The following is a 14,044-nucleotide window of genomic DNA, read 5'->3' on the forward strand; positions in this document are numbered from 1 at the left end:
TATGAAGCTAGGAATTATAGCGTTTCTGAGGAGGTATGACTGTAATGTCCGAATTACAAGAGATAGTTATTGAAGAATATGTGCCGGAGAGGCACGCTGCTTCCATTGCCGAGATGTGGAACAGAAGTGCAGAGAGCTGGGGCGGAGACGGAGCGTACCGGACAGAGGAAAGCGTGCTGCGGGAACACGAGAACAGCCCGATGCTCAAGTTATTCCTGGCGGTAAGCGGCTCAGAGGTCATCGGATACTGCAGCTTCTCCCATTATAAAGAAGATACCGGGGCGCTCTATATCGCTCTGCTCAACGTGAGACCAGATTATCATGGACGCAAGGTAGGCAAGGCGCTGGTAAGGCGTTCGATCGAAGAGACAATTAAGCTGGGCTGGCCGCGGCTGGATCTTTATACTTGGCCCGGTAATGTCAAGGCAGTGCCTACTTACAAGAAAAGCGGGTTCTTCTGGGAAAACCGGGATGACACCACTCACCTGATGAACTTCATTCCCTCGGTGCTTCAGACCGGAGCGGTGAAGTCTTATTTCGAAAAGATAGACTGGTATAATGACAGCATCCGCGAGATCAAGGTGGAGCCTGACGGTCATGGGGAAAACGGCTTTGACTATTTTACATATGAATGGCTGAAGGACGGCTTGTCTCTGAAAATGGAATATGAGCGGACCGGCCGTGGCCTGCGCCTCATTGAGACGGAGGATTACCGGATACAGGTAACGATTCCTGCGCAGCATGAGCTGCCGTTCGGAGCGGAATACCCCGTCGTATATGAAGCTGTTAATAAAAGCGGGAAGCCCCTGTCGCTCCAGATTAGCGGTAAAAGCAATGCGCAAATCCGCATGGAGCTGGACGCTGCTCAGACAATTGAATCCCAGGCGCGGATCGAAGGCCGCTTCTTCATCCATCCGGTGAAGGAGGAGCAGGATCTCTATCAGACCCACCCTGTGGTGGAGGCTGAACTGCTCATTAACGGTCTTCCTGCCGTATTCAAGCTGGGCATTAAACCGAAGTTCCCGGTCAAGGTGAAGCTCCAGGTACCGGACAGAACGCTTTTCGCGGGCGAAGAGGTAGAGCTGGATGTAACGGTAGAGAATGAGTACAGCACAGACACCGTGTTCAGCTTTGAGCTGCCCGAGGATGAGATTCTGTCGTTCAGTCAAAAGCGTTACACCGTAGAGGTTCCGGCAAAGAGCCGGAGAACCGTCACCGCAGCGGCCCGGCTGCTCGGGTATGGCATTTGGCACCATACGGTGAGTATCCGCAGTGCAGAAGAAGGAGCCGATTCAGCTATACTGGAACAGGAGCTGAGCCTGGTCTTCTCCGGAGCAGAGACGGCCTTCGGCGGTCCGACCGACAAGGACTGGATCATCAGCAATGGCCGCTATTCGGCCGTTCTAAACAAAACAAACCACTGGCTTACTTTTTTCCAGAACCGTAAATATCTGATGAACCTGCCTTATCCTAAGCTGGGCTTGCCTTATACGAATGAATTCAAGAAATTCACGGCGCTGGATGTGAAGATCTCCAGGGATCAAGAGGCTATCGTGCTTGAGGCCACTTATGAGGCCGGCATCAGAGAAGGCTTGCTACTGACAATGGTTGTGAAGCTGTTCGGCAACGGGATTGTCTCCCGTTATTTCCGAATCGACAATCCGCAGGCTACCGTTCAGGAGGAAGAGCTGTTCCTGAAGGATAGCTTCCGCTTCGGTCTGAATGGCGGCGTCATCCCTTACCGCGGCAAATATATAGATCTGAGCACAGGGCCTGAAGCCTCCGGCATGGATTACTGGGAAGCGAAGGATTTCACGGAGAACTGGATGTTCGCTGACGATGAAGGCTTCTCCAGAGGGATTAGCTGGCCGTCAGAGCTTAAGCTGATTCAGGACTCGTGGATGCATGCCGTAGAGCATTCTCTGGGGCGGATTCCCGCCGGCGGGCGTAAGGAGACGCCGCCGCTGCGGATCGCGCTGGGCACCTGGGACCATTGGCAGGATTTCCGGGCCTATGCGCTGCAAAGCGGCAACAAGAACGCTGATGAACTGGCCGCTACAGAACAGCTGGAACTGAGCTTGAATAACGGGAATCCGTTTATAAGCGGAGAGGCTATGCTTTTACTTAAGGACCAGAAGAAGAGCTATCTGGCGGGTGAGATTCGGCTCTCTTCCGATGCAGGCAGCATGGCGGAAGCGCGGCTATCAGTACATGAGGAAGCGAAGCTCAGAGAAGCGGCTCTGCCGCTGACTGTGCCAGCAGGAGCAGCCCCGGATGTGCTGACCCTGCATCTGGATATGGACAGTTATGTGCAGGATCAATCCTTCCTGGTCTTGCCGGTCGCGGATGAACCTGTCCGGCAGGAGAGACTTGTAGCAGAAGGAGCACAGGTACTGGCTGTGGACAACGGCATTCTGCGGATACAGGCCAGCCCTGACTTCGCGCCGGGATTGTTCTCGCTTGCCCATCAGGGCGAGGAATGGCTTGAATCTTCTTTTCCGCAGCCGGTTGCGAAATCCTGGTGGAATCCTTGGGTGGGTGGTATCGTAACCAGTGTGGAAGAAATCGCCTTACGCAGCTTCATGGAGGAGCCGTTAACGGCTGATTTCGCGGAGTTGACCGATAACAAGGGAAACCGCTGGTCGGGGATACGGATGAGCGTAACCATTCAGAAGAATGATAAATACAAAGGACTCGTACTGCATCAGTATTTCATGCTGCTGCCGGGCGTTCCGGTGCTTGCTTCTACAGTACATGTGGAGCAGAACACAGGCGGTCCGCTATGCCCGTTGCAGCTGGAGACTTCAACCTTCTATCAGGCTGCTTCTGACATCAAGGACGGTAGAGGGTACCTCAAGAACAGCAGAGGTGAACAACTGGTATATAAGGCAGGCAAAGTACAGTCAGGAGCTAAAAGTTCTAACGGTCTTCTGCAACTGGGTTCTGAGGAGCGGAAGCAACGCTTGACGTTAATTGCAGCACCTGAGCATTCCTCTCCCTCGCTTATGGTGAATGCAGATGCAATATTGTCATATACGGAGGAATACCTGCATCTGCAGGATGGCAAGGAGCAATTCAGCAAGCCGCAATTCTATCTGATCTCAGATCTCCAGGTACCTGATCAGGCTTATGGCGATCTGCTGTCGATCCGGTTCAAGAAGTGAGTCAGAGAAAGGAAGCTTCTATGAAAATCATTGACGCACATGTGCACTATTCCAATATTGCAGCCTTCCACGAAACGGCGCAGACCTTGGCTCATATCGATTATACCGGCAAGGGACTCCTGGAGGAGTTCCGCCGCAGCGGTGTAATTGCCGGAGTCGGTATGGGAGTGACTGAGACGGTTGCCGGAGCTTTTCCCGATTCCGCTGCCCTCAATCCTATGCTGCTTGACCTGAGCGAGACCCTGCCGGACAATCTGTTCACCTGCGTGGGCATTAACCCGCTCACCCTTCATCTGGAGGGACAGCTTGAAGCACTGGAGCAATCATTGCAGCGGACGGATGTCGTTGGCATCAAGCTGTATGCCGGGTATTACCACTTCAATGTGGGGGATGAAATTTATGATCCGGTCTACAAGCTGGCTGCCGCTTACGGACTCCCGGTGGTCATTCATGGCGGATTGACTTACGCAGACCAGGGATTGCTGAAGTATTCCCATCCGCTGTCCATGGAAGAGACCTTCCTGAAGCACCGGGAGATTACTTTCATGCTCTGCCACCTGGGCGATCCTTGGGTGATGGACACCGCAGCCCTGCTGGAGAAGAACCCTAACCTCTACACGGATTTGTCCGGCTGGATTGTCGGCGATCAGGCCAAGGTGGACCGGCTGCTGACCGAGCAGACCTATACCGATCATTTCCGCCGGGCGCTGGTGTTCGCCGAGAAATACGACCGGCTGGTCTTCGGCACCGACTGGCCGCTGGTCCCTCTGGATGCTTATATTACTTTCGTGAAGCACCTGGTGCCGGAGGCTTATCATGAAGACGTCTTTTATAACAACGCACTCCGCGTGTTCCCTAAGCTTGCGGAGCGGATCAGAGAACTGAATCTATAGTGAGATGGGCTGCAGACTTCCCCCGGAATGGTATTCCGGGGGTTTTTAGTTTGTTGCGCGGGTAAGCGGGGCGGGTTACTACTTCTGATGGACGACCTGTGGTAAGCTGTGAGTAGCGTGTTAAAGTCTGAGCATGAACATCGAGTTGATATTGGGGGCTGACACTGGGCAGGTACTACACCCGTTACCGACTTCTACTCTTAAATTTAAGTAGCTGATTGTATTTCCTGCATTAGAAAAGGCATAGCTGACCGTAAAATGAGATTCTATTGTATTTCATACAGTGGAATGTTGAGTTTTGGGTGAAAAATGGCCTTTTTACAATATTCTATTGCACTGAATACAATAGATGCTATTTTAAAGTCTTTTTTAAAGCATTCTAATGTATAAAATGCAGTTACTATCATTCAAGTGCCCAGCATCCGAATGACTACTGTGCAAATAAGAAGCTGGCTCGTAAAGGTCCGGTAATGGTCTTTTTACATTCACAGAGGGAGAGGTATCATGCCATACATACAGGTACATGATCTTGAAATGTTCTATGAACAGATGGGCACCGGAGAACCGGTGATCTTCCTGCACAGTCATTATTCCCGCAGCATGCTGGCCTTTAGCAGCCAGGTTCTGGACTTCCAGAACCAATACAGTTGTTGCTTCCCGGATCTGAGAGGGCATGGAAGGACCAGATGCCGGAATCTGGACTGGTCTACTCCCCAAATTGCTGAGGATGTAGCCGGATTCATGGATAGGATGGATATTGAACGGGCACATCTTATTGGATACAGTATGGGAGCAGGCGTAGGGCTGTACCTGGCGGTGAATCATCCGGGACGGATTGCTACGCTTACTACGATTGGAACCAGCGGATTCTGTGAACCGGCTGGAGCCGGAGAATACGAGCCTGAACAGCTGCTGGTGAATCAGCAGCAAGCCTTCATTAATCAGATGATCGAGAGGCATCAGGAGGCCCATCAGGGGAATTGGCAATACTATCTGCGGCAAACGGTGCAGGACTGGATCAGGTACCCGGATCTCACGGAGGAACAATTGACCAGTATAACCTGCCCGGCACTGCTCATTACAGGTGAGCATGACCCGTTCGCGGGAGAGGATAGAACGGTGAAGCTCGCTTCCCTCCTTACGGATGCAAGGACACTGATCGTTCAGGGAGCGGGTCACCGCCCGCATATGCTAAGGGAACAGCCCATCCTGGTGAACGATACGATTCTTGAATTCCTTGCATAAAACCCTATCCACTAACACAAGGAGATATACACATCCAGAAAGGGCGTACAGATGAAGAAAGTCATCGTAATCGGAGCAGGGATTCTTGGGGCATCGGCTGCCTACCAGCTGTCAGTGATGGGGGCAGAGGTGCTGATTATAGACCGTCAAGACCCTGGACAAGCTACGGATGCAGCGGCAGGCATTATCTGTCCCTGGCTGTCGCAGCGGCGCAATCAGGCCTGGTACCGGCTGGCGAAGGCGGGGGCACGGTTCTACCCTGAGCTGATTCAGCAGCTGGAGCAAGGCGGAGAAGCGAACACCGGTTATGCCCGGGTTGGAGCGCTTAGTATACATACGGATGAGAGCAAGCTCGACAGAATAGAAGAGCGGGCACGGATGCGACTGGCGGATGCCCCGGAGATCGGAGTCATCACGCGGCTTAACGCTCAGGAGACCCGTGAACGGTTCCCGCTGCTGGCGGAAGGATACGCCTCGGTTCATATCAGCGGTGCTGCCAGGGTAGATGGCCGCGCCTTGCGGGACGCTCTGCTTCATTCTGCACAGCAGCAGGGCGCGGTCCTGGTTACTGATGACGCTGCGCTTGCTTTTGAACCGGGCCGGGTAACCGGAATCAACGCAGGGGGACACTATTATCCGGCGGATGAAGTGATTATCTGTGCAGGCGCATGGGCGAACCCGCTGCTCCGGCCGCTGGGCATGGACTTCAAGGTGAGCTACCAGAAGGGGCAAATCATGCATTTGCAGGTATCTGACCACAAGGATACGGAAGTCTGGCCGGTGGTGATCCCGCCAAGCGATCAGTACCTGCTCGCTTTTGCCCGGCAGCAGATTGTGATCGGAGCTACTCATGAGAATGACATAGAAGGATATAATACAAGAGTGACCGCCGGAGGGCTGCAGGAGATTCTAACTAAAGGACTGGAAGTGGCGCCTGGACTGGCGGATGGTACCTATAGTGAAGTGAGAGTCGGCTTCCGTCCGTTCACTCCGGGATTTCTGCCGGTCCTAGGGGCTGTCCCCGGGTGGAGCGGAGTCCTTGCGGCCAATGGTCTGGGGGCTTCTGGACTTACAATGGGGCCGTATATCGGTTATCAGCTGGCGAAGCTGGCACTCGGCAGGGAGTCTGATCTGGAGCTGGACGATTATAGCCTTCAGAGAGCCATAGCGGGCGGATGATTACGAATACATTTCCTTCATTGGAACATTATGATTTAATTCGGCTTGCCGGATGAATTTTTGTTTGACAGAAGTGAAGGTCTGATCCATAATACAATCCATACTAAACATATATGATTTATAGGAAGGGTGGATCACACGTGATTAATTTAAAAGCTTCTATGAGAAAAACAGCAGGGCTGGGCACACTTGCGGTACTATTCGTATCGCTGCTTGCCGGCTGCTCCGGGTCTGCCAATCCTGCGGATTCCAGTAATGGGGCTCAGGCCAGTACGGCTCCAGCCGCAACGGAAAGTGCAAGCACAGCAGAGCCTGCAACTGGAGGCACCTTCGTGTATGGCCGCCCGGCTTCCGTAACGTCGTTTGATCTGCATAACCAGATTACATCGAATAACGCATTTGCGATTGATAAAGTGTTTGAGTCACTGGTTGCTTTTGACAGCAAGGGTGAAATTACGGATCAGCTCGCAGCCTCGCATACGATCAGCGAAGACGGCTTAACTTATACGTTCGTGCTGCGCGATGGCCTGAAGTTCTCGAACGGCACGCCGGTGACGGCAGAGGATGCGGTATTCTCCCTCCAGCGGCATCTGAAGGTTGGCGGTCCACTGGCCATCTCGGCCAAGGTTGATACGGTGAAGGCACAGGATGAGAAGACACTGGTAATCACGCTGAAAGAACCCTATACTCCGTTCATCTCGGAGTTGTCGAACTTCTCGAACGGGCTCATCCCGAATAACTTCGGCGGAGTGACCGAAGAGGAATTCTTCAAGAAGCCGGTAGGCACCGGGCCGTTCGTGATTGAGACCTGGGACCCGGCAGGTGATGTCACCTTCACCAAGAATACCAACTACTGGAAGGAAGGCCAGCCTTATATCGACAAGCTTGTCTATAAGCTGATCCAGGACGACAGCCAAGCCATCAACCAGCTTAAGGCGGGAGCAGTGAATGCAGTTGAAGCCCTGTCGCTACAGAATGCGGGTGAGATTAAGGATGGTGCAGACACAACAGTGGTAACGAACGGCAGCTGGGTGACAGAGCAGCTCTTCTTCAATACACTGGATAAGCATTTCTCCGATGTGCATGTCCGCCGGGCACTGGCACTGGCGCTTGACCGTGAGGGACTGACCAAGGCCCTGACCTTCGGCTATGCGCAGACGGCGACTTCGCTGCTGCCGTCAACGATCCCTTACAATGCCAATGACAAGATCAAGGCACTGAGCTTCGATCCGGCGGCTGCCAAGGCAGAGCTGGCCAAATCGGCCTTCCCTGACGGATTCTCCACCAAGCTGCTGGTGGCTTCGGGCAACAGCACCCGGGCCCAGGAAGCCCAGATTATCCAGGCAGCCGGCCAGGCAATCGGGATCAAGATTGAGATTGAATCGGTGGAGCTGGCCACCTTCCGTGAACGCTTCTTCGCTTATGATTTCGCGGCGATGCTGAACAGCGGTCAGGCGGATTCCCCGGAAGCGAACTCGATTCTGGCGTTCCAGACCGACCCGGAAGGCTTCAGCAAATCGTATTGGACGCATTACACGAATGAGAAGGTAACCAAGCTGCTATATGAAGGCCAGAAGACAGCAGACGGTGAAGGACGGGCTACCATCTACACCGAGCTTTTACAGACGCTTGCCGATGAAGTTCCTTACATCCCGCTGTACTATCCTGATATCCTGATCGGCGCCCGTTCTTCAGTTGACGGACTTGTGGTTCTGCCTAACGGCAGCATCCGTCTGGAAGATGTCCGACTATCTAAATGATGAAATCCAGGCTAACCCTGAGGGGTGCAGCTGGAAACAACGGTTCTTACAAGTGGCTGGCCCTAGCCCTTGTAAGAGCCTTACTTGTTATCCTCTGCGTAATGACGGCGGTCTTTTTCCTGATTCGAATAGTACCCGGCGACCCCGCCAAAATGATTCTCGGTGAATACAGCACACCTGAAGCGCTTAAGAATATGCACCACACGCTGGGACTGGATCTCTCCTTATGGGATCAGTTCACCCGGTTCGTGAAGCTGCTGTTCACTCAGGGAGATACCGGAAACTCTATTATCGCGGGCACCTCGTCCAGAGAGCTGATTGCAGAGCGTGCTCCGGTCACCTTGTTGCTGATTGTAATTGCCTCGGGGCTTGCGATGATTACAGCACTGCTGCTGGCAACGGTTGCTGCCACCAACAAGGACAAGCTGCTAGACCATCTCATCCGCATTATTCCAGCAATCACCCTGGGGATGCCGGTCTTCTGGGTTGGCATTCTGTTCATTCTGTTCTTTAGCGTGCGGCTGGGCTGGTTCCCCGTAGGTGGAATCGGCGAGGGCTGGTCGGGTACGCTCCATAGTCTGGTGCTTCCGGCGGTCACGATTGCTTTTTCACAGATTCCTACGCTGGTCCGCTCGTTGCGTGCGCAAATGCTGGAGGTGCTCGAATCCGAATTCGTTGTCACTCTCCGGGCAGCAGGAATTCCGTCCAGGGTGATCCTGTTCAAGCATGTGCTGCGCAATTCGGCATTGCCGACCCTAATGCTGCTTGGAGTGAATGTGTCCTACCTGATCGGGGGAACGCTCGTTGTGGAGCAGGTTTTTGGTATCAAGGGCATCGGCAGCCTGCTGTTCACCTCCATCTCAAACAGGGATTTTCCGGTGATTCAGGGGATTGCGCTCTATTGTGCGCTGGCTGTTGTGATCATCAGTCTGCTGATCGAAATCATCTCCGGGTGGCTTGATCCCAGAACGAAGGGGAAATCATGAATACTACACAGATAGACTCAACCTTACCGGACCTCGGGAAGCCCGCAAGCGGACTCCGAAGAGTACTTCACACCCCGTCCTTGCTGATCGGGATCATTATGTTCGCTATACTTATACTGCTCGCCATATTCGTCCCTTACTTAAGTCCCTACAATCCGACGGAGCAGAATCTGAGCGCCTTCCTGCAGCCACCCTCCGCAGCCCATTGGCTGGGTACTGACCAGCTTGGCCGGGATTTATTCACCAGACTGGTCTATGCCGCCCGGACGGATCTGACGATCATGGTGCTGGCTGAGATTATTCCGTTCTGCACGGGCGTCATGCTGGGCATGATCTCGGGGTACTATGGCAAATGGACCGATAGAATTATATCGCTGATCACAGACACTTTTATTGCCTTCCCGTTCTATCTGATTGTCATTATCGTGGCCTTCGCCAGCGGGGCAGGGGAGCGCGGAATCTATATTACCTTTATTCTCGTAGGCTGGATTGTATTCGCCCGTGTGGTCAGAGGACTCAGCGCATCCTTCCGGAAGCAGGAATGGATTGCCTCGGCGCAGACGCTTGGTCTGCCCGGAACCCGCATCCTTCTGCGCCATCTTCTGCCGAATGTATTACCGCAAGCCGTTGTCGTGCTGATGACCGATATGATCGGACTCCTGGTAGCCATCGTTACGCTGGGTTATCTGGGTATCGGTATTGCCCCGCCTACGCCTGATTGGGGAACGATGATTGCAGACGGACAGCCCTTCATTACCACAGCCTGGTGGCTGTCGGCGGTTCCCGGCTTCGCAGTCGTGTATACGGGAATTGCATTGTCTCTCCTGGGAGACGGACTGGCCGATATCTGGAGGAGAAAAGGATGACAACACAACCTGTACTTGAACTTGAAGCGTTGACACTCGCGGCTCTCTCCAAAGAAATCCTGGTGAACAGCGTCAGCTTCTCCCTTGAACGCGGCGAAAGCCTCGGTCTGGTAGGCGAATCCGGCTCCGGCAAATCGCTGACGCTGCGGGCCATTCTCGGCCTGCTTCCGCGCGGTGTGGAGCAGACCGGCGGAGCGGTCCGCAGCAAGGTAAGCAGTGCCATGGTGTTCCAGGACCCCAGAGGAGCATTGGACCCGCTCTGTCTGGTAGTGAAGCAGCTGACCGAGGTTGTCTATTACAGACAAAGAACCAGTCTGAAGGCTGCGCGGCGCATTGCCCTGGAGCTGCTTGAACGGCTCGGTCTGCCAGCTTCGCTGAAGACAAAAGACCGCTACCCGGGCCAGCTCTCCGGCGGCCAGTGCCAGCGTGTGGTCATTGCTCTGGCGCTGGCCTGCAAGCCGGGCATTCTGCTCTGCGATGAGCCGACTACGGCGCTGGATGTGACGGTTCAGCGCCAGATTATAGATACGATTACAAGTCTGCAGCAGGAGCTGGGCTTCGCTATGGTCTTCGTGACCCACAACCTGGCGATTGCCGCCAATCTCTGCTCCAGACTGGTTGTAATGAAGCAGGGCCGGATCATTGAGCAAGGCGAGACACATAGCCTGCTGCGTCATCCGGCTGAGGCTTATACACAGATGCTAATGGATTCGGTGCTCCCTCTGCCGGAGCTGGAAGGAGGCGGGATCTCATGGAAGTAGCACTACAGGTGCAGGATGTAACTGTCCGTTATGGCGGGTTCACCGCCCTTGATCAGATCCGGCTGGAGCTTGCGCAGCATACCACGCTGGGGCTTGTCGGTGAGTCCGGCTCAGGGAAGTCTACGCTGGCCCGGGTCATTGCCGGACTGATCACTCCAGATGAAGGACAGCTTCTGCTGGGTGCGGAGCTCTTAGGCAGGAAGCGGAGCAAGGCACAGCATAAGCAGATTCAGATGATTTTCCAGAACCCGGATTCTTCGCTGAATCCCCGGCATACCGTCAGGCAGATTCTGGCGGAAGCCTTGTTGTTCCACCGGATTGTAGAGCGTTCGCAGGTGGAGCGCAGAAGTAAGGAGCTGCTTAGCCGGGTGCAGCTGGATGCCAAGTCGCTGGACAGATATCCGTATGAATTCTCCGGCGGCCAGCGCCAGCGGATCGCCATTGCCCGCGCGCTTAGCGTGGAGCCTACCCTGCTGATCGCCGATGAGCCCACCAGCGCACTGGATGTCTCAGTGCAGCGCAGCGTGCTGGAGCTATTCCATACGCTGCAAGCCGAGCTTAATCTTACGATGCTGTTCATCTCCCATGATCTGGGAGTCATTCATGCCGTCAGCGATACCGTCGCTGTGATGCGTCAGGGCCAGCTGGTCGAGGTGAATTCGAAGGATGAATTCTTCGTCCGGCCGGGACATGAATACAGCCGTGAGCTATTGTCTGCGGTTCCCAAGATGCCGCAATATTGAACATTCAACACATCAGGAGGATTATATGAACCGTCAAAATACAGGATTCGTACCACTCACGCTATCTGAGCTGGATACATTAACACAGCAGCTGTCCCGGCTATTCGGGACCCAGCATCCTCCGGTAATCATTCCGGGGGAGGCGATTCTAGGCATTGAGGCGGTTGCGGCAGGAATTGCTGCGCCGGGACGTACGATTCTGAACATAGTGACCGGACCTTACGGCAGCTTGTTCGGCGAGTGGCTTACGCGCGGCGGGGCCACCGTTAAGGAAGTGAAGGTTCCCTTCGACCAGGTGGTTACGGTAGAGGAGGTGGCCGCAGCGATTGAGCTGCATCAGCCGGTTGCGATTTCTTTGGTGCAGGCAGAGGTAGTTACAGGCGGCTCGAACCCTGCGGAGGAGATCTTCAAGCTGGCCCGGAGGCATGACCTGATTACCGTAACGGATTCCGTGTCTGCTGTCGGGGGAGAGGCGCTTTCTGTGGATCAGTGGGCTGTGGATTTCGCTGTAATGGGTGCGCAAAAAGCGCTCGCCGGTCCTAACGGAATCAGCGCGGTCAGTATTTCTCCCCGCGGCTGGGCCTTCCTGGAGTCGAACGAACGGGCTCCGCGCAATTCCATTCTGTCCTTGCTCGATCTGCAGCCGTCCCCGGATGGAGCAGCGCAGCGTAGAGTCCCGCCGAACATCCCGGTCCTGGAAGCCAGAGCCCTGATTGAAGCCCTGGAGGCTGTTGCCGAGGAGGGCCTGTCCCAGGTCATCAAGCGGCATGAACGGGCAGCGGCCTCTGCTGTCGCCGGGATCTCGGAGCTTGGGCTTGCACCTTGGCAGAAGGACAGCAGACATTACTCTACACTGACTACCACTGTTCGGATTGACGAGCAGCCGCTGCTGCTGATTAAGCAGCCTGTCGGTATCGTAGCTCCCGGGGACGGGGAATTATTCGGTCAATTGCTGCGGGTCAATCATTTCGGAACGAATGCCAGCCGCGAGAGTGTCGAAGCGGCGGTGCAGACGCTAGCCAGACTGCTGAAGCTGGAAGCTGAACCGGCAGTGCAGGCCGTCCGCCAGGTCTGGGGGGAAGCGGAATGATCCTTAAGCAGCCGCAATTTCAGGCATACACTGGAATCCATATTGCAGGTATCCAGGGGAAACGCTTCGATATCGAGATTACGAACGGGCGGTTCACCGCCGTGGCAGAAGCGGGTCCGCAACCTGAACAGGCAGAAGGCTCCCGGCAGCAGCAGCTATGGATCAGTCCGGGCATTCTGGATCTGCACACCCATCTGGCCTGGACCGACTTCGACCATGAGGATCAGCTCCGCCGGGACCCCCGAGAGATTGAGGTGATGCAGGCGGAGGCCTTCGCCGCTACCTTGCGGACGGGGGTAACAACAGCCCGCGACGCCGGCGGTATTCTGCCTGCCACGATCCGGCATCTCGTGAAGTATTACCAGCAGCCGCTGCGCGTGGAGACCAGCAGTGAAATGCTGGGAGCCGCCGATGCCAAGGGGATCAAGCATCTGGAGAAGCGCCTGACGGATATCTACGCGACCGGGGCAGGCTGGGTCAAAATCATGGCAACCGGCGGTCTTGGCGCACCTACCGAGCAGGTTACGGAGCCGAACTTCTCCGGGGAGGATTTCGCCTTCATCGTCCGTCATGCCCATGCGAACGGGAAGAAGGTATTGGTGCATACCTGGGGCGGGGTGACGATTGACTGGTCCATTCAGGCCGGTGTGGAATCTATTGAGCACGGGATGTTCATGACCTGGGATCAGGCCGGGAGACTGGCCGAATCCGGCGTAGCTTACGTGCCGACCACTTCCATCTACCGGATCGCCGCCGATCCGAAGGGAGTGCTCGCGCTAAGTCCGCTCATCTGTGAACGCGCAGCCCGGGCCGCCGATGCTCACGCCGTCGCGCTTGGTTATGCCAGAGAGGCAGGGGTGCGGCTGGGCTTAGGCACCGATTACGCTACGCCTGCGCTGCATGGCTACAACCTGCAGGAATTCGACACCCTGCTGGACTATGGACTGAGCCGCGCGGAAGCGTGGCGGTCGGCTACAGAAGACGCGGCGGGGATTCTCGGAAGCGGCCATGAGCTGGGCCGGATTGCGGAAGGCTATATTGCCGATGCCGTAATCTACGCCGCCGATCCGTATCAGGCCAAAAATGCGGATCAACTGCGCACAAGCATTGTTACGGTCATTACCGGCGCGCAGGAAGAGGATTTGCTGTAACGGATGTGCAAAGAGGCTGTCCTTTCTGATGAAGGACAGCCTTCTTGCGTTCTGATGGCCCTAGGCTGAATGTATGCGAAAAACCGATAACATTGGGGGGCAACTTAGGCGTGTGGTCCAAATGTAATCGAAAAACCGACTACATTAGGGCGCAACGTAGGCGTGTGGCCGAATGTAATCGAAAAACCGACTACATTAGGGCGCTA

11 protein-coding genes are annotated in these 14,044 nt (G+C 55.0%); all 11 read left to right on the plus strand.

The genetic code is table 11. The features are described 5' to 3' along the window. Positions 1-44 precede the first annotated feature (44 nt). Entirely contained in the window at positions 45-3,164 is a 3,120-nt protein-coding gene (locus MKX51_RS14495; protein WP_340992857.1) for a GNAT family N-acetyltransferase, read from the plus strand. Between the two features lie 20 nt (positions 3,165-3,184). After that, entirely contained in the window at positions 3,185-4,057 is an 873-nt protein-coding gene (locus MKX51_RS14500; RefSeq protein WP_340992858.1) for an amidohydrolase family protein, read from the plus strand. A gap of 504 nt (positions 4,058-4,561) precedes the next feature. Beyond that, positions 4,562-5,302: an alpha/beta fold hydrolase gene (locus tag MKX51_RS14505; protein ID WP_340992859.1), complete on the plus strand. Its 741-nt coding sequence runs from the start codon at positions 4,562-4,564 to the stop codon at positions 5,300-5,302. A gap of 51 nt (positions 5,303-5,353) precedes the next feature. Next, positions 5,354-6,481: an NAD(P)/FAD-dependent oxidoreductase gene (locus MKX51_RS14510; protein ID WP_340992860.1), complete on the plus strand. Its 1,128-nt coding sequence runs from the start codon at positions 5,354-5,356 to the stop codon at positions 6,479-6,481. A gap of 140 nt (positions 6,482-6,621) precedes the next feature. After that, positions 6,622-8,241, plus strand: coding sequence for an ABC transporter substrate-binding protein (locus tag MKX51_RS14515; RefSeq protein WP_340992861.1), 1,620 nt, complete (start codon positions 6,622-6,624; stop codon positions 8,239-8,241). Continuing rightward, positions 8,238-9,227 (plus strand): ABC transporter permease, encoded by a 990-nt coding sequence (locus MKX51_RS14520; protein WP_340940864.1) that lies wholly within the window; start codon positions 8,238-8,240, stop codon positions 9,225-9,227. The genes MKX51_RS14515 and MKX51_RS14520 overlap by 4 nt, the downstream gene beginning before the upstream one ends. Next, positions 9,224-10,093: an ABC transporter permease gene (locus MKX51_RS14525; protein ID WP_340992862.1), complete on the plus strand. Its 870-nt coding sequence runs from the start codon at positions 9,224-9,226 to the stop codon at positions 10,091-10,093. The genes MKX51_RS14520 and MKX51_RS14525 overlap by 4 nt, the downstream gene beginning before the upstream one ends. Beyond that, on the plus strand, positions 10,090-10,854 hold the full coding sequence (locus MKX51_RS14530) for an ABC transporter ATP-binding protein (RefSeq protein ID WP_340992863.1): 765 nt from the start codon (positions 10,090-10,092) through the stop codon (positions 10,852-10,854). The genes MKX51_RS14525 and MKX51_RS14530 overlap by 4 nt, the downstream gene beginning before the upstream one ends. Next, positions 10,845-11,597 carry an ABC transporter ATP-binding protein gene (locus MKX51_RS14535; RefSeq protein ID WP_340992864.1) on the plus strand — a complete coding sequence of 251 codons (753 nt, stop codon included), beginning with the start codon at positions 10,845-10,847 and terminating at the stop codon, positions 11,595-11,597. The genes MKX51_RS14530 and MKX51_RS14535 overlap by 10 nt, the downstream gene beginning before the upstream one ends. Positions 11,598-11,622: 25 nt before the next feature. Beyond that, positions 11,623-12,687 (plus strand): pyridoxal-phosphate-dependent aminotransferase family protein, encoded by a 1,065-nt coding sequence (locus MKX51_RS14540; protein WP_340992865.1) that lies wholly within the window; start codon positions 11,623-11,625, stop codon positions 12,685-12,687. Then, on the plus strand, positions 12,684-13,838 hold the full coding sequence (locus MKX51_RS14545) for an amidohydrolase family protein (RefSeq protein WP_340992866.1): 1,155 nt from the start codon (positions 12,684-12,686) through the stop codon (positions 13,836-13,838). Before MKX51_RS14540 ends, MKX51_RS14545 begins: the two co-directional genes overlap by 4 nt. The last annotated feature ends 206 nt before the right edge of the window (positions 13,839-14,044 follow it).

The sequence above is a fragment of the Paenibacillus sp. FSL M7-0420 genome, assembly GCF_038002345.1.
Lineage (GTDB): Bacteria > Bacillota > Bacilli > Paenibacillales > Paenibacillaceae > Paenibacillus_AQ.

Coding starts and splice junctions, on each gene's coding strand:
- MKX51_RS14495 (WP_340992857.1), top strand. CDS start 45: ATGTCCGAATTACAAGAGATAGTTATTGAAGAATATGTGCCGGAGAGG.
- MKX51_RS14500 (WP_340992858.1), top strand. CDS start 3,185: ATGAAAATCATTGACGCACATGTGCACTATTCCAATATTGCAGCCTTC.
- MKX51_RS14505 (WP_340992859.1), top strand. CDS start 4,562: ATGCCATACATACAGGTACATGATCTTGAAATGTTCTATGAACAGATG.
- MKX51_RS14510 (WP_340992860.1), top strand. CDS start 5,354: ATGAAGAAAGTCATCGTAATCGGAGCAGGGATTCTTGGGGCATCGGCT.
- MKX51_RS14520 (WP_340940864.1), top strand. CDS start 8,238: ATGATGAAATCCAGGCTAACCCTGAGGGGTGCAGCTGGAAACAACGGT.
- MKX51_RS14525 (WP_340992862.1), top strand. CDS start 9,224: ATGAATACTACACAGATAGACTCAACCTTACCGGACCTCGGGAAGCCC.
- MKX51_RS14530 (WP_340992863.1), top strand. CDS start 10,090: ATGACAACACAACCTGTACTTGAACTTGAAGCGTTGACACTCGCGGCT.
- MKX51_RS14535 (WP_340992864.1), top strand. CDS start 10,845: ATGGAAGTAGCACTACAGGTGCAGGATGTAACTGTCCGTTATGGCGGG.
- MKX51_RS14540 (WP_340992865.1), top strand. CDS start 11,623: ATGAACCGTCAAAATACAGGATTCGTACCACTCACGCTATCTGAGCTG.
- MKX51_RS14545 (WP_340992866.1), top strand. CDS start 12,684: ATGATCCTTAAGCAGCCGCAATTTCAGGCATACACTGGAATCCATATT.